We start from the raw sequence: 23,066 nt of genomic DNA, 5'->3' as shown, positions 1-23,066 counted from the left end.
ACCTCGTTGCAAAACTAAGGTTAAAAGGGCAAATAACCCATTTTAAACAATGCCTGAACACAAATTAAAGAAAATATACCAGCTAAAACATCATCCGCCATAATACCTACACCACCATGAACCCGCTTATCAAGAAAGCGAATAGGACCTGGTTTAGCGATATCAAAAAAACGAAATAACAAAAAACCCACTAACAAAGACTGCCAACTTAATGCAGCTCCGATCATGGTAATGTAAAATCCGGCAACTTCATCCCATACAATCGCGGGATGATCATGTACTCCCAGATCATCAGCGGTTTTGCCACATGCCCATATACCAAAAATACTAATAACTACCGCAAATACAATTTGTAACCACAGCGGGAAATACATAGTAGTAAAAATAAACGGTAGCGCAGCAAAGGTACCAAACGTACCCGGCGCTTTAGGCGCTAACCCTAAACCAAAGCCCAAACCAAAAAATTGATGAGGGCGCTTTAAATTAAATAATGCAGGTTTATTCAAACCGACTCCTTGGTGAAGTGTTCAAAACCAGCATCATCATATGCTAATTTTTCGCCATCGAGCATCAGCTCAACCTCGCCTTCACCACTTTTTATTTGTCCAATGCAGGCTGCATCTACACCATACTGGCGCAATTTCATTTCCAGCATACTTTTATTGCTATCAGGTACCGTAAATAACAACTCATAGTCATCGCCATAATTGAGGATAAACGGCAGTTGTTGATCTCGTTCTAAAGTAGCACGCAATGCATCCGAGGTTGGTATTTTATTCACATCAATACAAGCGCTAACTTGCGACAGAGCTAAAATATGCCCAAGATCTGCCAATAGACCATCTGAGATATCAATCGCTGATGATGCTAAACCGCGTAATACTTGCCCCGCAGCAACACGCGGAGTTGGGTAATCAAATCGTTGATTAACGTACCTTAAGTGCTCTGGAGCAATCTTAATCTCTTGCTTACGAGCTTCAATCGCAAGCCCGGCATCACCTAGCGGCCCTGTAACATAAACCCAGTCACCTACTTTAGCACCGCTTCGGCGCAGTGCTTTACCTGCAGGCACTGTACCTTTAGCACAAATAGTAATTGTTAACGGCCCTTGCGTGGTATCGCCACCAATGATTTGCACATTAAAATACTCTGCGATTTCATGCATGCCTTCGGTGAATTCTTCCAGCCACTCAACATCAATATTTGGCAACGTTAAAGCAACCGAAACCCACGTAGGCTCAGCCCCCATAGCAGCTAAATCACTTAAGTTTACGGCAAGAGCACGATGGCCTAATGCACGCGGATCGATGTCATCAAAAAAGTGTACGCCTGCTACCAGTGTATCGGTGGTAATCGCTAACTGACAATTTTCAGGAACAGTAACCAATGCACAATCGTCACCAATCCCTAAATTAACATCGCGACGAATTATGCCACGACCTTTAAAGTAGCGATTTATTAATTCAAATTCCTTCATACACAAAAAAGCCGGCCTATGCCGGCTCTCCTTTTACGGTCGCATTACTTACGTAAATGCTTTACCGCTTTATCAAGTACACCATTAACAAATTTATGGCTGTCTTCAGCGCCAAATATCTTAGCAAGCTCAATACCTTCGTTGATAGCAACTTTATAAGGTACATCTTCACGGAATTTCAGCTCATAGCTGCTTAAACGTAAAATAGCGCGTTCAACTTGGTCTAACTCGTTAAATGGACGAGTTAAATGTGGCGATACTGCTTCGTCTAGTTGCTTATGATTTATAGCAACACCACGCGAAAGATCTTTAAAGTATTCAACATCAATTTTAGTCACATCGTTTTCGATCAACATTTGTTGTTCGATATCGGCAATGGCATTGCCACTTAATTGCCAAGAATAAACGGCTTGAAGTGCTAAGATACGTGCTTTACGTCTTGCTGCTGGTTTCACAAAAATTCCTTAAACTTAAATTTTATCTAACACATTAACCATTTCAAGTGCGCCTAAAGCAGCTTCGCCGCCTTTGTTGCCCATTTTAGTGCCAGCGCGTTCAATCGCTTGCTCAATGCTTTCAGTGGTTAATACGCCAAATGCAATCGGGATATCATACTCAAGCGACACTTGCGCTAAGCCTTTATTTGATTCGCCAGCGACAAGATCAAAATGTGGTGTACCACCTCTGATCACAACGCCTAAAGCGATGATTGCATCATACTCTTTTTTTGCTGCAACGCGTTTCGCCGCTAAAGGTAATTCTACCGCACCTGGTACATAAACTACGGTAATATCATCATCAGATACACCACCAGTACGTTTTAATTCATCAACAGCACCAGCTAATAGGCTGCTACCAATAAAGTCATTAAAACGAGAAATAACGATAGCGAATTTCTTGCCAGGAGCGTATTTATTACCTTCAATAATTTTCATTCGATAACCCTAAAAAATAAGTTCAAGCGGTTGCGATTGCGCAAAAATTGCTGCGCATCATACCATATAAATAAAATAATAGCCTAGTTTAAGCGTTGTGCTTATTGTGGCTCTACGTAGTCAACCACTTCTAAGTGAAAGCCCGATAACGCATGGTACTTTTTAGGTAAGCTCATCAAACGCATTTTTTCAATGCCCAAGTCAGCTAAAATTTGTGACCCTACGCCTACGGTGCGTGAAGTACCTTGGAATTTACGATGCGCTACCGTCTCACCAGCATCTTCTGCAGCAAACGCTTTGACTGTCGCTTCTAGTTCTTCGGTGCATTCTTGCTTACCTAGAATAACTAACACACCTTGATGCTTTGCAATATAAGCCATGGCATCTGACAAGCCCCAGCTTCTATCGGCACTGCGATCAGATAACAAAATATCATTGAAGGTACTTTTTAAATGAACCCGTACTAAGGTTGGTTCATTCGTTTTAACCTCACCATTTAACAGCGCATAATGTAACTGGCCGTCAATGGTATCTTTATAAGTAACTAAGTCAAACTCACCATGTACGGTTGGCAACTTACATTTTGCCACTTGCTCAATAGTGGTTTCATTCATGTTACGGTATTCAATTAAATCAGCAATAGTGCCAATTTTGATATTATGTTGCTCAGCAAATACTTCTAAATCAGGACGACGCGCCATGGTGCCATCAGCATTAAGAATTTCCACAATTACTGATGAAGGCTCTAAACCGGCTAAGCGGGCTAAATCACAACCGGCTTCAGTGTGACCGGCACGCGTTAATACGCCACCTGGTTGTGCCATAATAGGAAAGATATGCCCAGGTTGAACGATATCACTTGGTACAGCACCTTTGGCAATCGCAGCTTGCACAGTACGAGCGCGATCTGCAGCAGAAATTCCCGTAGTCACACCTTTCGATGCTTCAATCGACATCGTAAAGTTAGTCGAAAATGCCGCACCATTGTTTTTTACCATTAATGGTAAATCAAGTTGCTCACAGCGCTCTTGAGTCATTGTTAGGCAAATTAAGCCACGACCATGAGTGGCCATAAAATTGATCGCTTCAGCACTAATGTGCTCGGCTGCGATAATTAAATCGCCTTCATTTTCTCTGTCTTCATCATCCATTAAAATAACCATTTTACCGGCTTTAATGTCATCAATAATTTCTTGTGCGCTGTGTAAATTCATAATCTGCTCGTGTAAGTTGTGGAGTGCGTTTATTTAATAAAACCGGCTTGGGCGAGTAAACTCATCGAAATATCTGAACTAGCTGGCTGCTCTGCCCCTTTGATCAAACGCTCTAAATAACGCGCGATTTGATCTACTTCTAAGTTCACTTGCGTGCCTACTTTAAAATCAGCAATAGTTGTTTGCTCACTAGTGTGCGGCACAATTGTCAGTTTAAATTTATTATCTGCTACTGCATTTACTGTTAGGCTAATACCATCAATGCATACCGAGCCTTTATAAGGAATATATTTCATTAGTTGTACATCGGTGCTTAACCAGTACTCAACGGCACGCGCATTAGGCGTAATTGCGGTAATAGTCGCGATGCCATCAACATGCCCTGAAACTAAGTGACCACCTAAACGAGATACTGGCTGCATGGCTTTCTCAAGGTTTACAGTTTGCCCTTGTTTATAGTGAGCAAATCCCGTTAAACTAATCGTCTCATTTGATAAGTCAGCGCTAAATCCATCACTGTGCTTGGCCACAACCGTTAAGCAAACCCCATTAGTTGCAATGCTATCGCCTAAATTTACATCGGCCATATCAAGGTTATTACTTTTAATGCGGATAGCTAAATCGCCTTGCTTTTGTTGTAACTCGCTAATAGTGCCCGTCGCTTCGATGATCCCAGTAAACATAGTGGTTACTCTTTAGTTATTTGGTTTAGATGAGGCTTTGCGTGGTGTCGCCGTGATACGAATATCGTCACCGATACACACACTCTCATTAATTGATAAATTAACAACGTCCTGCATACTTGTCAGCTCTGTAAAGTTTAGTAAGCTTTTGCCGTCATTCCCTAACAACTTCGGCGCCAGATAAACAATATATTCATCAATTAAATTACATTCAGTCATTTGGCCCGCTAAGGTTGCCCCTGCCTCTAACCAAATATGATTAAACTGTTGCTGCGCTAGAAGTTTCATGGCAGCCACTAAATCAACTTTATTATTTTTTTCTGGTACTACAATATGGCTTACGTAATGAGGCCATTGCTGTGATTTATCAAGTTCAGTGGTAAGAATAATTACTTCACTGGCAATGCTAAATAATGCTAGCTCAGGTGTTAAACGATTTTGTGAATCAATAATAATACGTACAGGTTGGCGTACAGGTAATTGCGTTGGTAACGGCTCTGGCAGCTCATCAACACGAACATTGAGTTTTGCATTATCAACTAATACTGTGTCCGCGCCGGTTAAAATAGCGCAGCTTTGTGCGCGCTGTAGTTGCACATCTTGGCGAGCCTTAGGGCCAGTTATCCACTTACTTTGACCGTTTTTAAGTGCCGTTTTACCATCAAGGCTTGCGGCCATTTTGCAGGTAATAAATGGCATACCTTGCTCCATGCGCTTTAAAAAGCCACGGTTTAACAGCCTTGCTTGTTGTTCTAACAAACCTGACGCAACCTCAATGCCCGCGTCCGCTAAAATAGCTAAACCTTTACCGGCCACCTGCGGGTTTGGATCAACCATAGCAGCAATTACTTTTACCACGCCAGCAGCTTTTAAACCTTCGGCACACGGCGGTGTGCGACCAAAATGGCTACAAGGTTCAAGCGTGACATAAGCAGTTGCACCAAAGGCTTGGCTACCCGCCATTGCTAATGCATTCACTTCAGCATGGCCTTGGCCGGCAACTTGATGAAAACCTTCACCAACAATAACGTCATTTTTTACTAATACACAGCCAACGTTTGGGTTTGGGGTGGTAGTAAAGCATCCTTGTTTGGCAAGCTCAATCGCTCGGGTCATATAAGAGAAATCTTGTTCGCTAAACTGATATTGGTTCATATCACTCTCCCAAACGGGCAATTTCTTCACCAAATTCACGAATATCTTCGAATGAACGGTATACCGATGCAAATCTGACGTAAGCGACTTTATCGAGTTTTTTCAGCGCTTCCATAATGCATTCGCCAATCAGGTGACTGGAAATCTCACGCTCGCCGGTGGCACGTAATTGCGATTTAATAATATTGACCACTTCATCAACTTGCTCGGTACTGACGGGGCGTTTTTCTAATGCACGGTGTAGACCATTAAGGAGTTTATCTTCATTGAAAGGTTCACGGCTACCGTCTTGTTTGATCACCCGAGGCATTACAAGTTCTGCGCCTTCAAAGGTAGTAAAGCGTTCATGACATTCATTGCATTCACGGCGTCGCCTTACTTGGTGGCCACCTCCCACTAAACGCGAGTCAATCACTTTGGTATCTTTTGCGGTGCAAAATGGACAATGCATAGGTATCAGCTTCCGTTAAAAACAAAAAAGGCCGCTTTTAGGCGGCCTTTATAATAGCAAAAAACTAAGCTATTGTGATCTAAATTACTGTTTGTAACTCAATTAAGCGTAAACAGGTAATTTTTTACAGATTGCTTTAACTTTCTCTTTTACTTGTGCTTGTACTGACTCATCGTTGATGTTGTCTAGTACGTCACAGATCCAGCCAGCAAGCTCTTTAGACTCTGCTTCTTTAAAACCACGGCGTGTGATTGCCGGTGAACCAATACGTAAACCAGACGTTACAAACGGTGAACGTGGGTCATTTGGTACTGAGTTTTTATTTACGGTGATATTAGCATTACCTAAAGCCGCATCTGCGTCTTTACCAGTGATGTCTTTATCAATTAGATCAAGTAAGAACAAGTGGTTTTCTGTTTTATCAGATACGATCTTATAACCGCGCTCTTGCATTACTGCAACCATAGCTTTAGCATTTTTCACAACTTGAGTTTGGTATACTTTAAACTCTGGTTGTAGTGCTTCTTTAAATGCCACTGCTTTGGCAGCGATAATGTGACATAAAGGACCACCTTGGCCACCAGGGAATACTGCACTGTTAAGCTTTTTATAAATAGCTTCGTCGCCACAAGCAGAAATAATCAAACCACCACGTGGGCCGGCTAATGTCTTATGCGTAGTTGTAGTAACAACATGTGCATGTGGTACTGGGCTTGGGTAAACACCAGCAGCAATAAGGCCTGCAACGTGAGCCATATCAACAAACAAGTAAGCGCCTACTTTGTCAGCGATTTCACGGAATTTAGCCCAATCAACAATACCTGAGTATGCTGAGAAACCACCGATGATCATTTTTGGTTTGTGCTCAAGTGCAAGTGCTTCAACTTGTGCGTAATCAATCTCGCCAGTCGCTTCGTCAAGTCCGTATTGGATTGCGTTATAAAGCTTACCAGAGAAGCTTACATGTGAACCATGCGTTAAGTGACCACCATGAGCTAAGCTCATACCTAACACTGTATCGCCAGCATCTAATAAAGCTAAGAACACAGCAGCATTTGCTTGTGAACCTGCGTGAGGCTGAACGTTAGCATAATCTGAACCAAACAATTCGTTTGCACGGTCAATCGCTAGTTGTTCAACCACGTCAACATGCTCACAACCACCGTAGTAACGCTTGCCCGGATAACCTTCAGCATATTTGTTTGTTAGCTGTGAACCCTGCGCTTCTAGTACGCGTGGGCTACAGTAGTTCTCAGATGCGATAAGCTCAATGTGTTCTTCTTGGCGAGCAGTCTCTTTAGTGATTGCTTCAAATAACTCTGGATCGAAATCCGAAATATTCATGCTACGTTCTAACATGGGGGCTCCTAGGGCAACGTGTATGGTATTTTGAAGGCTGAATTATACGCTGAAAACGTCAATTTGCCTATGGTCTAAAGATGAACATATTTAAACAGGGATTGAATTTAATTCACAGTGTTTTTGTAATGATATTTTTTTATTAAAGCATCAGAAATTTTAATGAATAAAAGCAAATAACATTTACATTATTTATACCTTAATCTGTTGCATTCGCGATTGTTTACACTATTATGATACCAATGTAATCATGGATGATGAACTAATTTACTATGCTAGCTAAACCTATCTACGAATCAATTCCTTATTGTTATGTCATTGTTGGCGGACTTTGCATTTTACTTTTCAGCACTGTTTTACCAACAGCCATTGGTATTTTTTTATTCTTCAATGGTGCCAATATTTGGCGATTACGCTCAAATTCACGGCGTAAAGATCATAAAGTAAATCGCATTAAAGTTAACAAACACTTTTATTATTATGAATTTAAACCATTTATTTTATTTATGTGCGGATTACTCCTAATCCATTGGGTAGCGAATGAATTAGTTATACTTGCAGGGATTATGATCTGCCTTATAGCCATTTTAATTTTTTGTTTACGAGTGCTAAACCGCCGTTCACGTTCAATAGTTTAATTTTCCATTACTGCTATTAAGTACAATTTAAAGCAATAAAAAACGACATTGCTTTCACATATGCCGTTTATTTTTAGTTTTACTGAGCGGGTAAAAACTAACCTAGTTTAGCTAATAATATTTCACGCAGGATATCGTAATCATCTGCGATATCTTCGGCTAAGCATGGTTTAGCTAATGCATCAGCTAGTGGTTTTGGCATTTCAAGTTCAATATTTAAAATCTCTTCAACACTTTCTTTAAACTTAGCCGGATGCGCTGTTGCCAGAAAAATACCAGCAGAATCAGTTGCTAAGTTAGCTTTTAGGCCCTGATAAGCAATCGCTGTATGTGGTTCTGCAACATAGCCTGTTTGATGAATTTTTTTCATCACTGCTTGGGTATCATTTTCATCAACACTAGTTGAATAAAAATCATCATAACTAAACCATTTGTTATCAAGCATGGTTTGTACACGTGGCCAATTATTAGGTTTACTCACATCCATGGCATTAGACAATGACTCGATTGTGGCATTAGGCGCCCAGTTTTTATCAAGGATAAAGCGCGGTACAGTGTCATTTTGATTGGTTGTAGCGCTAAGTTTAGCGACCGGTAAACCAATCACCGCACCGATCATCGCCGCACATACATTACCAAAGTTACCACTAGGTATTGAGATATGTGCTTTGGCGCGCTGCTCTTTTGGTAATTGCGCTATTGCTTCAAAGTAATAACATACTTGTGCAACAAGGCGACTTATATTGATAGAATTAGCTGAATTTAAACCTAAGCGAGATTTAACTTCATCATCTAAAAAGGCATTTTTAACCATCGCTTGGCAATCATCAAAGCTACCATCTACAGCGTAGCAATGGATATTATTACCCAAAGTAGTAAACAATTTTTGCTGTGCTAATGAGATTTTACCTTTTGGATACAGGATAACCACATCAATATTTGGCTTGTTATAGAACGCATGCGCAACAGCTGCCCCAGTGTCCCCTGAGGTTGCTGTGAGTATTGTGGTTTTTTCACCTTGGCTAAATTGTGCCAAGCACTCAGCCATAAAGCGACCGCCAAAGTCTTTGAATGCAAGCGTTGGCCCATGGAACAACTCTAAACAATAAATATTGTCTTCAACTTCAACTAATTTAACAGGAAAGTTAAAGGCATTTTGCACCATTTGTGCAACCGTATCAGCAGGTAATTCATCACCAATCAAATGCGATAAAATCTTACTGCTACGAGTAACAAAGTCCATATCGAGTAAACTATCAACATCAGCTAAAGGCGCGAGCGATTCAGGGAAAAATACTCCTTGATTACGTCCTAAACCTGTTTTAACCGCTTCAACAAACGACACTTTTTGAGAATCATCTTTTAAATTATGTAATTGCATTATTAGTTCCTTAAATTCTTATAGCTGACGCGTGCCGGCGTTATCGAGTTTACAAATGTGGCAGAAGCCTTGCTCATTAATATAGTTTTGTTCAAGCCACTGTGCGCATTGCTGTGCAGCTTCAAGCGTTTTGCACACGGTAAATAATGTAGGACCAGCACCTGAGATACTGACAATCTCAGCACCAAACTCTGGCAGCGCCGCTTTAGCTTCACTAAAACCGTTGATCAGTGGCGCACGATGCGGCTCCGCTATTTCATCACTCATGATAGAGAGTGCTTCATCAAATCGGCTAGTTAACAATAAAGTACTAAACGCTGATAAGCGCTGCGCAAATTCAACGCTCGCATGCATACTTAGCTGTTTTGGTAACACTGAACGCGCTTTAGCGGTATTAAGTGAAAAACCAGGAAAAGCCGCTACGTAATACCAACGCTCATCAACCGGTAAAGCAATTGATTTATTTGGAATTAAATCACCAGTAAGCTGCAAACCACCCAAGTAACACGGAGTGATATTGTCGTAATGACGACCGCCACTAACAATCGCTTCAAAATCAGCCATTAATTCAATTAACTGCACTTGGCTCAGTGCAGTACCTGCAAACTGATCCAGCGCCGCAAATGTGGCTACTACAGAGCAAGCACTTGAACCAAGACCCGAGCCAATTGGTAAGTTCTTTTTTAATTCCAGTTTAACGCTTGGCATTGTTGGCGCTACATGTTCACGAAAATGCACTAAACACTGATACGCTAAATTTTCACTGGCATCGCTTGGTAGTTTATCTGCGTAATCGCCAGAGCATATAAATTCGTCAAGCTCGCTAGGACTTACCGCAACAACATCACCTAATAACGTGCCATCAATAGGAGCAAGCGCAGCACCTAAGGCATCAAAACCAACTGCAAAATTACCGATTGAGGCTGGAGCATATACTTCGATCATTATACTCTCCTAGCGCGATAACGTTTTTAAAATGTCAGCAAATACCCCGGCCGCAGTCACTGCTGAGCCGGCACCATAACCACGAATAACAAATGGACGTGGTTGATAGTATGCACTCAAAATTGCTAAGGCATTTTCGCCATCACGAATAACAGCCAGAGCATGCTTTTCATCTACCGCTTCAATACCTACTTTGCAGTGGCCTTGTTTGATAGTACCGACATAACGCAACACTTTGCCTTCACTTGCGGCACTTTGAATACGGTCATTAAACGCAGCATCTAAACTTGGCAATTTAGCCATAAATTCGTCAACGTTATCACCTTGGGCAAAACCCGGAGGAAGCACTGATTCAACTTCGATATCGCTCAACTCTAATTTCATACCTGCTTCGCGGGCAATAATTAATAACTTACGCGCGACATCAGTGCCCGATAAATCATCACGTGGATCTGGCTCAGTAAAACCACTTTCTTTGGCTTTAATGGTTGCCTCAGACAGTGATAAACCATCTTGCAATGCGCCAAACATATATGACAATGAACCGGATAAAATTCCGCTAAATTCAAGTAACTCATCGCCAGCACCAAACAGTGACTGTAAGTTATCGATTACTGGAAGACCTGCACCGACATTTGTTTCGTATAAAAACTTACGATTATTTTTTTGCGTTGCTGTAATTAAATCTTGGTAATAAGCATATGAACTTGTATTGGCTTTTTTATTTGCAGCCACAACGTGGAAACCGGCATTCAAAAAGTCTACATACTGAGCCGCTAAAGCATCTGAAGACGTACAATCAACCAGCACTGGATTGATTAAATGATTTTGCCTAACAAATTGTTCAACCAGTTTGAGGTCAAACGGTTGTTCTGATGCTGCCAACTTTTGCTGCCAATCGTCAAAAGCAATTCCTTCGCTATCAAGATGTAATTGACGTGAATTAGCAACACCATATAAGTTTAGTTTGATATTACGTTTTTCAAGCCATGCTTGCTGACGCTCTAACTGCTTAATAAGTTCTTGGCCAACTAAACCACAGCCTAATAAAAATACATCAATTGATGGGATATGAGTGAAGAAATTTTCGTGACACACTTTTACAGCATCATTACACAGCTCGCCGTCAATCACTGCTGAAATTGCACTTTCAGTTGAATCCTGGGCAATAGCGACAATGTTAACTTGTGCTTGGGCGAGTGATGCGAAAAATTTAGCAGCTAAGCCTTTATGAGCGCGCATATTATCACCCACTAAAGTAACGATTGCTAAATTACGCTGCACTTGTACAGGTTCAATTAGTCCCGCCTGTGATTCAAGCTCAAACGCAGTTTGCAATGCCTCAAGAGCCAATGGCAAATCTGATTCATGGACACAGAAGCTGATACTAAATTCACATGACGATTGAGTGATCAGTACAATCGAAACATTATCGTGAGCAAGGGCATTAAAAACTTTTGATGCCATGCCTACTTTACCTTTCATGCCGGGGCCTGAAACCGTTAGCATCGCAAGATTTTGTAAACTAGATAACGCTTTTACCGGCTCCGATGACACATTATCATTACTGATCAGTGATCCTTGTGCATCCGGATTATGGGTATTTTTAATTTCACACGGCACGCCAGCTTTAGCGCACGGTAGAATTGTTTTAGGATGGAGAACTTTGGCACCAAAGTAAGAAAGCTCCATCGCTTCTTTATATGATAAAAAATCAACTTTAGTGGCTTTTTTGATATAACGCGGATCAGCACTGTACACACCATCAACGTCAGTCCAAATTTGACATACTTGCGCTTCTAAACACGCTGCTGCAATTGCGGCTGAATAATCTGAGCCATTACGTCCCAGTGTAGTTAGCTGGCCTTGTTCGTTGCTAGCTGTAAAGCCAGGCATAATATAAATAGTCGCAGGATTAGCTTTTAAAGCCGTTTGAAAACGAATTTTACTCGCCACTAGATCAGCTTCCGCATCAATATGACCATTAGTTGATACAATGCAATCGGTTGCTTCGAGGTAGTGGGCGTTATGTGAGCTTAATAAACACTGCATCAGTGATACACTGATGCGCTCACCAAAACTAATAACATAAGCACGCACTTGATCTGGACAACATTGGATGAGTTTGACACCCGCTAGCTTATTTTGCAGTTCGTTTAAATCAGGCCAGTTTTGAACACTACCATATTCAGCTTCTACGGCTGCTTTTAAGCTTTGGCAACGCTCAATTAATGCGTGCCACTGTGTATCATAATCAAGTCCTTGTTCAGCAGCGCTTGCCAGTGCAACCAATGAATCGGTCATGCCACCTGGAGCGGATAGCACCAATAACATTTCGTCTTTTAATTGTGCTTTAACTAACTGTGCTACCTGTTGTAGGCAGGCAAAGTCAGCAAGTGACGACCCACCAAATTTTAATACTCGCATTTTTTATGTTTCCTCATCCCATAAAACGAAAAAAGGCCTGTGTTCGTTGTGAACACAGGCCTTTAAATTTGTTGCACCGACCTATGCCACTATCCAGTAAGAATGGTGGTTGTAATAATAATGGTCAATGCGTGATTATTTGTTTTCATAGCCCTTAGACTGCCTTAAACAGGCCTATTCTGTCAACCCCAAATAAAAAGATAAATTATGCTTTTTGATTATAAAGAAATCTAATGAATGCCGAATTTATGCAGTATTTCATTTAATCTTGTTTTATCTATCGGCTTATCAACGAAGGCTATAGCTCCCAACTTAGCGACACGTTGTTTCATTTCAAGTTGAATATCTGCCGAGATAACCAGCACAAAGCATTCAATCTTTTGTGCTTTAATACTCTCAAGAACTTGTACTCCATCGACTTCGGGCATAGTTAAGTCAAGACACAGTAAATCGAAGTTATGTATATGCATTAACTCCAACGCTTCACGGCCATTTTTTGCTTGCATAATATCTGCTGCGATACACTCATTTAAACAGCGTATAACTTGTTTGCGTGCTACTGTTGAATCATCACACACCAGTACGGAAAAATTCATAATATAGACAACTAAAATACGTATAATAGATTACTGAGTAGACAACAAATCACTCAGTAAATAATAATGTTATAATACTGTTGTGATTTTATAACACAAAAATTTAACAGCGATAAGCTTAAGTTTTTGCTGAAAAAAGAAAATTAACAATGTTTGTACTGTTAAATAAGATTATTTTATTTATTTTTAAACATTTATTAGCTAACTTTAGTACTGAGTGTACTCGTTGCTAGGGTATTAATTAAGCTTTGTGAAAAAAATAAAGGAGCTATAGGCCACCGATGCTACAAAAAAGCCTATCAAAAAAGCTACTTACCAGCGTGTTATCCGTCTACTTTTTATTAACTTTTGTAGTCACGTGCGGGCAAGTTATTGCAGAATATGTAAACACGAAAGATTATATACGTGACGAACTGACGACCTTACAAAAAACATTTAGTCGTAGTTTAACCCGTGCTATTTGGGAGCTAAACACTAAACAAACCATCACCACAGCAGAAGGCTTATTAGCAATTCCAATGATTGAAGGTATTATTGTGCGTGACGATAGCGGCGAAATAATCTCACAATTAGGTCGCTCACTCGATATTCGCGAGCTATACAGCCAACAATTAGTACAAGAAGAAGCCATTATCGAAGATACTCCATCTGGCTTATTCGGTTATACCTTTCCATTGATCTTTGAATTTTCTGGCCGCGCCACCCAAGTTGGTGATGTCACGCTATTTTCGAGCCGAGAAGTGGTATTTAGTCGCATTATGATCTCAATTTATTTTTTAATTGGCAATGCGATGATCAAAACTACATTTTTAATCATCTTATTCTTAATGGCATTTAGAAAACTACTCACAGAACCTCTAGCACAACTAACAGAGCAAATTGAAGATCTTCAATTAGATGACCTCGAAGGTCAACATATCGAAATTGAAACAACTGAGCACAACGAATTAAAAGTAATGGAGCAATCATTCAATAAGTTGATCGATAAAGTTGTGCAATACCGCAAAGAGCTTGAACAAACTCAAAAAGCATTAATAATAAGTAACGAAAAGCTCGATCAGCAAAATCTACAACTTGAACAAGAAGTGGCACGTAAAACATCAAATTTAAGTCAAGCTATGATGGATTTACAGCAACAAAAATACGAGTTGGAAAAACAAAAACTAACGCTCACCGAAGAAGTTGATTTGCGTCGCCATACTGAACAAGAGCTGCTCACCAAACAAACTGAAATGCAACGCTATGTTGATGAACTCAATATGGCGCAAGAGCGTTTAGTCAGCTCAGAAAAAATGGCTGCTTTAGGTGGTTTAGTCGCCGGTATTACCCACGATATAAATACCCCGGTCGGTATTGGAGTTACAGCCTCATCCTTTTTGCAAGAGCGCCTAATACAAATTGAAAATGCTTACAAAGATAAAACACTCTCGCCTAAAGCACTTGAAGAGTTTATCAATGATGCCAAACAAAGTACTAGCCTATTAACCACTAACCTAGACCGTGCTTCAGAGCTGGTTGCCAGCTTTAAGCAAATTGCGGTTGATCAAGCCAGTGAAGCCGTGCGCACCATCAACCTAAAAGAATACCTTGGTGAAATTATTCGTTCGTTACACCCTAAGATAAAAAATACCAGCCATCATATAAATTTAGATTGCCCGGTAGACTTAACCTTAAATCTACCTGCTGGTGCTATCAGTCAAATATTTACCAACTTGATTATGAATTCATTGATCCACGGCTTTGATGGTATCAGCAATGGCATTATAGACATTGCTATTAAAGATGAAGATGACCAAGTAATTATCGACTTTAAAGATAATGGTAATGGCGTTACCGAACAGCAACTTGAAAAACTATTTGACCCATTTTTTACGACTAAACGCGATCAAGGCGGCAGTGGTCTGGGCACACACATTACTTTCAATTTGGTCAAGCAAACCTTGAGCGGCGAAATCGATGCGACAAGCTCACCGGGGAACGGCTTGCATTATCATATTAGTTTTCCTAAAGACATGCCAAAACCTTTGTCTATATTTAATAACTAATGCGCCGAGACTGTTTGCCTAACACTTTGCTTAATTGCTAAACGTTTGGCCAATCAGTCATTTGCGCATCAGCTTTTTATTGTTATGATTGGGCAAATTTACCGAATGGATCAATCTCCCTATGTGGTTTAGTAACCTTATTTGTTACCGCTTTAAGCAAGACGTGTCGTACACCCAAGAAGACTTTGAGAAAGCCTTAGAGCAAGATTTATTTCGCCCTTGCGGTAGTCAAGATTTAAGTACATTTGGCTGGACCAAAGCCTTTGGTAAACATGGTGATACCCTTTCTCATTTCTCGCAAAAGAGTATTTTGGTTTGTGCTAAACGTGAAGAAAAAGTACTTCCTGCATCCGTTATCAACGACATGGTTGCTGAAAAAATAGAACTTATCGAAGCCGAAGAAAATCGCCCTGTTAAGAAAAAAGAAAAAGACGAGCTCAAAGAAAATATCCTCCATAGCTTATTACCGCAAGCCTTTAAAAAATCGAGTTTACAGTTTGCCTTTATTGACCAAGAAAATGGCTGGGTAGTCGTTAACAGTGGTAGTTTTAATAAAGCAGAAGAGTTACTGGCACTACTTCGCAAATCATTGGGTACATTGCCGGTAGTTCCTGCATTTGCAAACTATGACTTAGATGTGTTTTTAACGGATTGGTTAACTAACTTCAGTACACCTGAAGGCTTTGCTATAGGCTCTGACGCAGAGCTTGAAGAAGCAGATGATAGCGGAGCTCAAGTTAAGCTTAAAGGCCATGATTTAGCTTGTGATGAAGTTAAATCGCACCTTGAAAGCGGTAAACGCGTAACTAAACTTGCACTAGATTGGCAAGAGCGCCTGAAGTTCATGCTGCAAAATGATGGCTCTATTAAGCGCTTAAGCTACTCTGAAACATTAAAAGAAGAAAACGCCGACATCCCTAAAGAAGATATGTTAGTCAAACTTGATGCTGACTTTATTCTCGCTTCTGAAGAAATTAAGCTAATGCTAGAAGAACTTACGGCTGGTTTAGGTGACGTTGAAGATTTAGCCTAAATTTTGACTAAGTTTTAAATACTAAAAAAGCGCCTTCTTGGCGCTTTTTTTAACTGACGACTTAGCTTAATTAAATACTGATTTCACATCATCGAGCATATCGTTGTATTCATCACTTGAGAAAATATCCAGTGATGGGATCACACCTTTATCAATGTAAGTTTGTAATGCCGCTGACTTATCAGATACTTGTAAAATACCTTCCATAATCGCACCGATACGAATGAAATCAACATAGCTAATATGTTCTGGACGATAGTTAGGATTGGCCCAGCTTTCTGCTACTTCAACAAATTCATCAGTAAACTCCCAAGCGCGCATGATGGCTCCCCCTACTTTACCGCTAAGCTTTTGAATCGCATGCGCTAAAAAGCTTGGATTGGCAAATACTTCTGGGTGACGTTCCGCTTCCGTCAAAATAGGCAATACACCAATGTTATAAACCAATGATGCGAGTGTAATGGTGTCACGATTCAATGAGGTCTGCTTGTTTTTCTTAAGGAAAAACTCCATCACAGTAATTGAGTGACATGCTACTTTTAAAGTTTTCTGCCACGCCTTATCCATATAACCTTTGATCAGCTCATTATTTGAAACAAATAGTTGCTCCATCGCCATTGCTGTTGCGATATTTTTGATCTGACGCAGACCAATTCTCGTTACCGCTTGATTTATATTAGAAACTTTAACTGTGCGCCCCATAAAAGCACTATTTGCGACTTTTATCATCCGTGCTGCTAATGCCGGATCATGAGAGATCACATCAGCCATTTGCGCTAAATTTACATCTGGATTATCGGCAGCTTGACGTACACGAACCGCAACCTCAGGCAAGGTTGGTAAAACTAACGTGTCATTATTAATACGATCAACCAAAATGGTCAGTAGTGCGTTTTCTGTTGACATAAATGTGCCATCCTTTTGTATTGATTTTTTAATACATCCAAACCATGGAATGTTTATTTCTTATAGATACAGTATTGTCTAAGTTACCGCTAAAGTTAAGGAAATTATAGAAATTATGTTAGTTTATTTTTCTACTACAGTTTATATCCCTTCGCTTAGACCATCACAACACAGGAAACTTGCTATTTGCGCATAAGATTTGCTTTAATGCTGGCATAACAAGGAAGCGAAATACCCTCTCAAGGGTATCTATAATTAAACTTACTTTTTAACAGGCAATATAATGACTCTCAATAAAATTAGCCAAGCACTTATTCTTACCGGTGCCGTTTTTCTTAGTGCATGTTCAGATCAAGCCAGCGCACCTAAAGCGTCAAATGCTGCTGCAGCCCCTACAAAGCAAGTACAAGATAGCGGCCCACAACTTATTAACGCTGACACTAGTCGCCTTGATATCTATACCGATTTTAGTTTAACCACTGATTTATCACATTTAAGCGACAACCAAAAAGCGTTAATAGCAAAACTTATTGATGCGTCTAAAATTATGGATGATCTATTCTGGCGCCAAGCATTTGGTGAAGATAAAGCGGCATTTTTAGCCAAAATCAATGATCCTAAAGTACAAAAATTTGCCGATATTAACTATGGACCATGGGATAGATTAAATGGCGATCAAGTCTTTTTGTCAGGCTATGAAGATAAAACAGCCGGAGCTCAATTTTATCCAGCCGATATCTCTAAAGAAGAGCTAAACAAGGCTGACGTAGCAGATAAAAATGGTCTGTATTCAGTCATTAAGCGAGATGAACAAGGCAAGCTGTATAGCGTTGCCTATTCGGTTGAATATGCTAAAGCGCTTGAAAAAGCAGCTAACTTATTACGTGAGGCGAGCAAGCTTGCCGATGATAAAGAGTTTGCTAGTTACCTGAACTTACGTGCAGATGCACTACAAAACGATGATTATCAAGCATCAGACTTTGCTTGGATGGACATGAAGAACAACCCCATCGATATCGTTATTGGTCCAATCGAAACCTATGAAGATCAATTGTTCGGCTCTCGCGCAGCCTTTGAATCGTATGTCTTAGTGAAAGATTTAGCATGGTCAGAGCGCCTTGCTAAATTTGCAGCATTTTTACCAGAGCTACAAAAAGGCCTCCCTGTTGATGCCAAATACAAACAAGAAGTGCCTGGCTCTGATGCGGACTTAAATGCATATGATGTTGTTTACTACGCAGGTCATTCTAATGCTGGCAGTAAAACTATTGCCATTAACTTACCAAATGACGAACAAGTACAACTTGAAAAAGGCACTCGCCGTTTACAACTGAAAAATGCTATGCGCGCTAAGTTTGATAAAATATTGGTGCCAATCGCTGAGCAGTTAATTGTTCCTGAGCAACGTAAACACATTACTTTCGATGCATTTTTTGCCAATACCATGTTCCACGAAGTCGCTCATGGTTTAGGGATAAAAAATACTATCACAGATAAAGGCACTGTTCGTCAGTCTTTACAAGAACATGCCAGTGCTTTAGAAGAAGGCAAAGCCGATATCTTAGGCTTGTACATGGTTGAGCAGTTACTCAAAAAAGGTGAGATCACAGAGGGAACACTTGAAGATTATTACATCACTTTTATGGCCGGTATTTTCCGCTCAGTGCGTTTTGGCGCATCAAGTGCCCATGGTAAAGCAAATATGATCCGCTTTAACTTTTTCGCAGAAGAAGGTGCATTCTCTAAAAATGAGCAAGGCCTTTACAGCGTAAATATGGAAAAAATGGGCCAAGCAATGGCCAAGCTATCTGGTTTGATCTTAACCTTACAAGGTGATGGTGATTATGAGAAAGTTGATCAACTGATTGCCACACATGGTGATATCAAAGTGGAACTTGCTAAAGATTTAGAAAAACTAAGCCAAGCTAATATCCCTGTAGATGTCACCTTTAAACAAGGTAAGAAAGAGTTAGGTTTAGAGTAATATAATTAATACTAAAAAGGCGTTTTAGGGGCTCACCTAAAACGCCTTTTTTAATTCAATATTGCTATTACGGGAATGCTAAACCATATTTTTCACTCATTTTTTTTACTTCACCATTAGCAATCATATTATTTAATTCTTTATCGAATAAGGTAATAAACTCATTTAAATTACGTTTTTTTGAAAAACCAAAGTAGCCTTTATTAACAATTAATGGCGGCTGTAACTGTTTCACTTGATTGGCTAAACTTAACTGCTTAATAACGGGCTGTGCGGCTCTTGGATGAGTCACTATAATATCGACACGGTCATGAATTAATTGCAAAAAACTGGCTTCAACAGTGCCCACTTCAGAAATTTCTAACTGACTTTTATATCGCTCAAAATCGTCACTATAGTTCCAACCTCGGGTTAACCCTATCGATAACTCTTTTAATGTCTCTAAATTATTATGCCACTGAAATTCATTACTATTTTTGACATAAAAAACCAGCGGGTCTTGATAGAAAGCAGCCTCACTATAAACCATATACCGCTCTCTAATAGCCGACTTATAAGGACCTATAAATGCATCAGCCTTACCAAGCTCAACCATTTTTAGCGCCCGTTTAAAAGGCAAAATATCAATTTTAATTTGGCAACCTAAACGCAGGCAAATTTCACCTGCGATGTCGGCGCCTAAGCCTTCTATTTGACCTTGTTCATTTTTTTCAAGTACCGACGGAAAGGTGGTACCAACAAAGTAAAATGTATTTGCAGCACTGTGATGCGAAAATACACTTAGCAAGGTAAACAATACAAAAGCTTTCATCAGTTAGTTTGCAATCCCTATATACTGAGTGTAATAAACAGCCACGATTTAGTGACCCTAAGCATAGTCTATTTTTACCCAACGAAAAATCATAATACTGTGATCAAACTCTATTATGTAAACACTCAACCACGATTAAAAATGTGTTTTTAAACGTGCCAATTGCTCTTCACTATAAGGCACTGCGGGATATTTACCCCATACTGGCGCAGGCCATGCGACATCGGTTTTATAGCGAGCAATATGATGAATATGTAACTGTGGAACCATGTTACCAAGCGCTGCGACATTAAGTTTATCTGGGTTAAGTACCTCTTTGAGTAGCCGACTTAACTTCGCTGACTCTTGCATTAGCAATACCTGTTCAGACTCGCTTAGATCAATGCTCTCTTTTAAATTCGCTTTACGAGGCACTAAAATAAACCACGGGTATTGACTATCATTCATAAGTAACACTTTGCATAATGGCCAATCGGCCAGTTCAATACAATCACGTACAAGTTCTGGAGCTAAAGAGAATTCAACGGTCATTTTTATTCCTTACAAATTAAGTGCATTACATTTTCGCTACTTTATAGCATTTAGTTGCAGTTGCCCACGCTTGGCTTTACCATCGTTGCAGTTTTTATTCGAGCGAAGGTAAACACGTGTTAAAAAAAATTAAACACCTCTCATACTTGCTACCTTTGGTGGCAACAGCCATCACAGTGCAAGCGAAGCCTCTTACTTTAGAACGTATTTTTGATGATCCAAGTTTAGCGGGTAAAGCACCTGTACAGCTTAAGTTTTCACCAGACGGTAGCCGAGTTACCTACCTGCAAGGTAAAAGCGACGATTACAACCGTTATGATTTGTGGGAATATAATTTAAAAGATAACAAAAATCGTATTTTAGTCGACTCTGCCAAACTTTTTTCAGGCCCTGAAAACCTCTCTGACGAAGAAAAAGCACGCCGTGAGCGCCAACGTATTTTTGGTAAAGGTATTTTAGAATACAAATGGTCTAAAGACGGTAAAGCCTTGTTATTTCCACTTAATGGTGACCTCTATTATTACGAGCTAGGAGCAGGAAAAAGCCGTAAACTGACCGATACTGAGGCATTTGAAACCGACGCACGCTTTTCACCAAAAGGAAACTTTGTCTCGTTTGTCCGTGAACAAAATCTTTATGCGCTAAATCTTAAATCAGGTAAAGAAATTCAGCTGAGTAAAGATGGCGGCGGTGTGATCAAAAACGCCATGGCGGAGTTTGTCGCGCAAGAAGAAATGGGCCGAATGACAGGTTATTGGTGGTCTGGTGATGAATCAAAAATAGCCTTCACTCGCATTGACGAAAGCCCAGTTAAAGAAGCTATCCGCAATGAAATTTACGCTGATGAAGTGAAACTGTTTAACCAACGCTACCCATTTACCGGCACTAATAATGTAAAAATTCAACTTGGTGTGGTTAAGCTTGATAATCAAAAAACTGATTGGGTTGATTTAGGTAAAGATGAAGACATTTACATTGCCCGTGCAAAATGGTTAGAAGATGATAAAACGCTATCGTATCAGTGGCAAAACCGCTCACAGCACAACTTAGAATTGCGCTTTTATAACAGCGAAACTACAGAGCAAAAAGTAGCCTTAACAGAAACTAGTGATAGCTGGATCAACTTACATTTTGATCTACAGTTTTTGAAAGATAAAAAACATTTTGTTTGGGCCTCTGAGCGCAATGGCTTTAAGCATTTATATCTATATCGTACCAATGGTAAGTTAGTGCGTCAGATCACCGATGGTGACTGGGTGGTTGATAGCTTAAAAGGTATTGATGAGAAAAAAGGCATTGTCTACTTTGCCGGACGCAAAGACACGCCTTTGGAAAGCCAGCTATACAGTGTTCCACTGTTTAAAAAGGGCGATATTAAACGTATCACGGAGCAAGGTGCTTATCACAATGTGGTAATGGCAAAAGACAGTAAAACTTTTATTGATAACAGTTCATCGGTTAACAAACCAAACTCAGCGGCACTGCGTAAAGTAAACGGTGAATTTGTTACTTGGTTAGAGCAAAATAAACTTGATGAAAACCATCCACTGACACCTTATCTTGCTGATCTAGCTGAGCCTGAATATGGCACTTTGACTGCTGATGATGGTCAAGTGATGCACTATCGTTTATTTAAACCTGCAACGGTAAATGATGGTAAAAAGCACCCTGTTCTTGTCAATGTCTATGGCGGCCCACATGCACAACGCGTAACCAATAGTTGGCGCAGCAAAAACTTATATTTCCAATATATGGCACAGCAAGGTTATGTGGTATTCCAATTAGATAATCGTGGTTCGTATAATCGTGGTAAAAAGTTTGAAGATGCCATTTACAAACATTTAGGTGTGGTTGAAGTGGCTGATCAAATAAAAGGCGTCGAATTTTTACGTACGCTTGATTATGTTGACCCACAACGCATTGGTATTTATGGTCACAGTTACGGTGGCTATATGGCATTAATGACCATGTTTAAAGCTGGTGATTATTTTCAAGCAGGCGTATCTGGAGCGCCAGTGACTGATTGGGCACTGTATGATACTCACTATACCGAGCGTTATTTAGGACATCCTGATACAAATGCCAAAGGCTATGCAGACAGTGCGGTATTTCCATACGCAGATGGCTTGAAAGGGCCATTAATGATCTACCATGGTATGGCCGACGATAACGTATTGTTTACCCATGCCACTAAGTTATTCAAACAATTGCAAGATAACGAAAAGCAATTTGAAATGATGACTTACCCAGGTTCCAAGCACAGCTTACGGGGTAAACAAGTGCAAACTCACTTGCATCAAACAATCACTAACTTCTTTAATCGTCATTTTGATGTAGAGTAAGTCAGTATTGACTCCCCAAGTTAGACTAAAGGCTGATTGAAAAATCGGCCTTTTTTTTGACTTAATGATAATCCTATTTATTTAAAATAATTTAGACCAAAACAAGGGACAGTTAACTAGATTTTAAAGTAATATTTACTACGCTTAATATAT

Annotated in this window: 20 protein-coding genes; 4 read left to right on the top strand and 16 right to left on the bottom strand. The window is 40.0% G+C overall.

Going from position 1 to position 23,066, the window contains the following annotated elements; translation table 11 throughout:
- Positions 1 to 20: 20 nt before the first annotated feature.
- The 13 genes from H5201_RS08155 to H5201_RS08095 form a co-directional block, all read right to left on the bottom strand.
- The gene (locus H5201_RS08155; protein WP_145241127.1) at positions 21 to 506 is read right to left on the bottom strand and encodes a phosphatidylglycerophosphatase A; all 486 of its coding nucleotides are present in this window, start codon (positions 504 to 506) and stop codon (positions 21 to 23) included.
- The gene (thiL, locus tag H5201_RS08150) at positions 503 to 1,477 is read right to left on the bottom strand and encodes a thiamine-phosphate kinase (RefSeq protein WP_182739780.1); all 975 of its coding nucleotides are present in this window, start codon (positions 1,475 to 1,477) and stop codon (positions 503 to 505) included. The genes H5201_RS08155 and thiL overlap by 4 nt, the downstream gene beginning before the upstream one ends.
- Positions 1,478 to 1,521: 44 nt before the next feature.
- Positions 1,522 to 1,932: a transcription antitermination factor NusB gene (gene nusB / locus H5201_RS08145; protein ID WP_145241131.1), complete on the bottom strand. Its 411-nt coding sequence runs from the start codon at positions 1,930 to 1,932 to the stop codon at positions 1,522 to 1,524.
- A gap of 15 nt (positions 1,933 to 1,947) precedes the next feature.
- Positions 1,948 to 2,412 carry a 6,7-dimethyl-8-ribityllumazine synthase gene (ribE, locus tag H5201_RS08140; protein ID WP_145241133.1) on the bottom strand — a complete coding sequence of 155 codons (465 nt, stop codon included), beginning with the start codon at positions 2,410 to 2,412 and terminating at the stop codon, positions 1,948 to 1,950.
- A gap of 101 nt (positions 2,413 to 2,513) precedes the next feature.
- On the bottom strand, positions 2,514 to 3,626 hold the full coding sequence (gene ribBA / locus H5201_RS08135) for a bifunctional 3,4-dihydroxy-2-butanone-4-phosphate synthase/GTP cyclohydrolase II (RefSeq protein WP_145241135.1): 1,113 nt from the start codon (positions 3,624 to 3,626) through the stop codon (positions 2,514 to 2,516).
- A 29-nt stretch (positions 3,627 to 3,655) separates the two neighbouring features.
- Positions 3,656 to 4,309, bottom strand: coding sequence for a riboflavin synthase (locus H5201_RS08130; RefSeq protein WP_145241136.1), 654 nt, complete (start codon positions 4,307 to 4,309; stop codon positions 3,656 to 3,658).
- A gap of 12 nt (positions 4,310 to 4,321) precedes the next feature.
- Positions 4,322 to 5,464, bottom strand: coding sequence for a bifunctional diaminohydroxyphosphoribosylaminopyrimidine deaminase/5-amino-6-(5-phosphoribosylamino)uracil reductase RibD (ribD, locus tag H5201_RS08125; protein WP_182767644.1), 1,143 nt, complete (start codon positions 5,462 to 5,464; stop codon positions 4,322 to 4,324).
- Between the two features lies 1 nt (position 5,465).
- The gene (nrdR, locus tag H5201_RS08120; protein WP_016708083.1) at positions 5,466 to 5,915 is read right to left on the bottom strand and encodes a transcriptional regulator NrdR; all 450 of its coding nucleotides are present in this window, start codon (positions 5,913 to 5,915) and stop codon (positions 5,466 to 5,468) included.
- 102 nt (positions 5,916 to 6,017) lie between these two features.
- The gene (glyA, locus tag H5201_RS08115; RefSeq protein WP_145241140.1) at positions 6,018 to 7,274 is read right to left on the bottom strand and encodes a serine hydroxymethyltransferase; all 1,257 of its coding nucleotides are present in this window, start codon (positions 7,272 to 7,274) and stop codon (positions 6,018 to 6,020) included.
- 735 nt (positions 7,275 to 8,009) lie between these two features.
- Positions 8,010 to 9,293 carry a threonine synthase gene (gene thrC / locus H5201_RS08110; protein WP_182718314.1) on the bottom strand — a complete coding sequence of 428 codons (1,284 nt, stop codon included), beginning with the start codon at positions 9,291 to 9,293 and terminating at the stop codon, positions 8,010 to 8,012.
- Positions 9,294 to 9,311: 18 nt separating this feature from the next.
- Entirely contained in the window at positions 9,312 to 10,238 is a 927-nt protein-coding gene (gene thrB / locus H5201_RS08105; RefSeq protein ID WP_182718313.1) for a homoserine kinase, read from the bottom strand.
- Positions 10,239 to 10,247: 9 nt separating this feature from the next.
- Positions 10,248 to 12,665, bottom strand: a complete 2,418-nt coding sequence (gene thrA, locus H5201_RS08100) for a bifunctional aspartate kinase/homoserine dehydrogenase I (RefSeq protein ID WP_182761543.1) — start codon at positions 12,663 to 12,665, stop codon at positions 10,248 to 10,250.
- Between the two features lie 230 nt (positions 12,666 to 12,895).
- Positions 12,896 to 13,261: a response regulator gene (locus H5201_RS08095; protein ID WP_179959161.1), complete on the bottom strand. Its 366-nt coding sequence runs from the start codon at positions 13,259 to 13,261 to the stop codon at positions 12,896 to 12,898.
- Between the two features lie 281 nt (positions 13,262 to 13,542).
- Between H5201_RS08095 and H5201_RS08090 the strand changes: the two genes are divergently transcribed.
- Positions 13,543 to 15,306, top strand: a complete 1,764-nt coding sequence (locus H5201_RS08090; protein WP_182761542.1) for a HAMP domain-containing sensor histidine kinase — start codon at positions 13,543 to 13,545, stop codon at positions 15,304 to 15,306.
- 121 nt (positions 15,307 to 15,427) lie between these two features.
- Complete coding sequence (rdgC, locus tag H5201_RS08085) at positions 15,428 to 16,339, top strand: recombination-associated protein RdgC (protein WP_145241151.1); 912 nt, start codon at positions 15,428 to 15,430, stop codon at positions 16,337 to 16,339.
- A 66-nt stretch (positions 16,340 to 16,405) separates the two neighbouring features.
- Here the strand turns inward: rdgC and H5201_RS08080 are convergent, their stop codons facing one another.
- Complete coding sequence (locus H5201_RS08080; RefSeq protein WP_149981203.1) at positions 16,406 to 17,245, bottom strand: HDOD domain-containing protein; 840 nt, start codon at positions 17,243 to 17,245, stop codon at positions 16,406 to 16,408.
- A gap of 283 nt (positions 17,246 to 17,528) precedes the next feature.
- Here H5201_RS08080 and H5201_RS08075 point away from each other — a divergent pair, with 283 nt between their 5' ends.
- Complete coding sequence (locus tag H5201_RS08075; RefSeq protein ID WP_182739785.1) at positions 17,529 to 19,229, top strand: dipeptidyl-peptidase 3 family protein; 1,701 nt, start codon at positions 17,529 to 17,531, stop codon at positions 19,227 to 19,229.
- Positions 19,230 to 19,296: 67 nt separating this feature from the next.
- On the opposite strand, the gene H5201_RS08070 is transcribed toward H5201_RS08075, so the two are convergent.
- Both H5201_RS08070 and H5201_RS08065 read right to left on the bottom strand, forming a co-directional pair.
- Positions 19,297 to 20,040 carry an ABC transporter substrate-binding protein gene (locus H5201_RS08070; RefSeq protein WP_182784174.1) on the bottom strand — a complete coding sequence of 248 codons (744 nt, stop codon included), beginning with the start codon at positions 20,038 to 20,040 and terminating at the stop codon, positions 19,297 to 19,299.
- Positions 20,041 to 20,175: 135 nt separating this feature from the next.
- Positions 20,176 to 20,571 carry an HIT domain-containing protein gene (locus H5201_RS08065; protein ID WP_182718309.1) on the bottom strand — a complete coding sequence of 132 codons (396 nt, stop codon included), beginning with the start codon at positions 20,569 to 20,571 and terminating at the stop codon, positions 20,176 to 20,178.
- Between the two features lie 116 nt (positions 20,572 to 20,687).
- On the opposite strand from H5201_RS08065, the gene H5201_RS08060 reads away from it, so the two are divergent.
- The gene (locus tag H5201_RS08060; protein WP_182718308.1) at positions 20,688 to 22,913 is read left to right on the top strand and encodes a S9 family peptidase; all 2,226 of its coding nucleotides are present in this window, start codon (positions 20,688 to 20,690) and stop codon (positions 22,911 to 22,913) included.
- Positions 22,914 to 23,066 lie beyond the last annotated feature (153 nt).

The sequence above is a fragment of the Pseudoalteromonas sp. SG43-6 genome (genome assembly GCF_014164365.1).
Taxonomy (GTDB): Bacteria; Pseudomonadota; Gammaproteobacteria; order Enterobacterales; family Alteromonadaceae; genus Pseudoalteromonas; species Pseudoalteromonas rhizosphaerae.
Note: the sequence above shows the minus strand (reverse complement) of the source record. Positions and strands in the feature narration are given on the sequence as shown.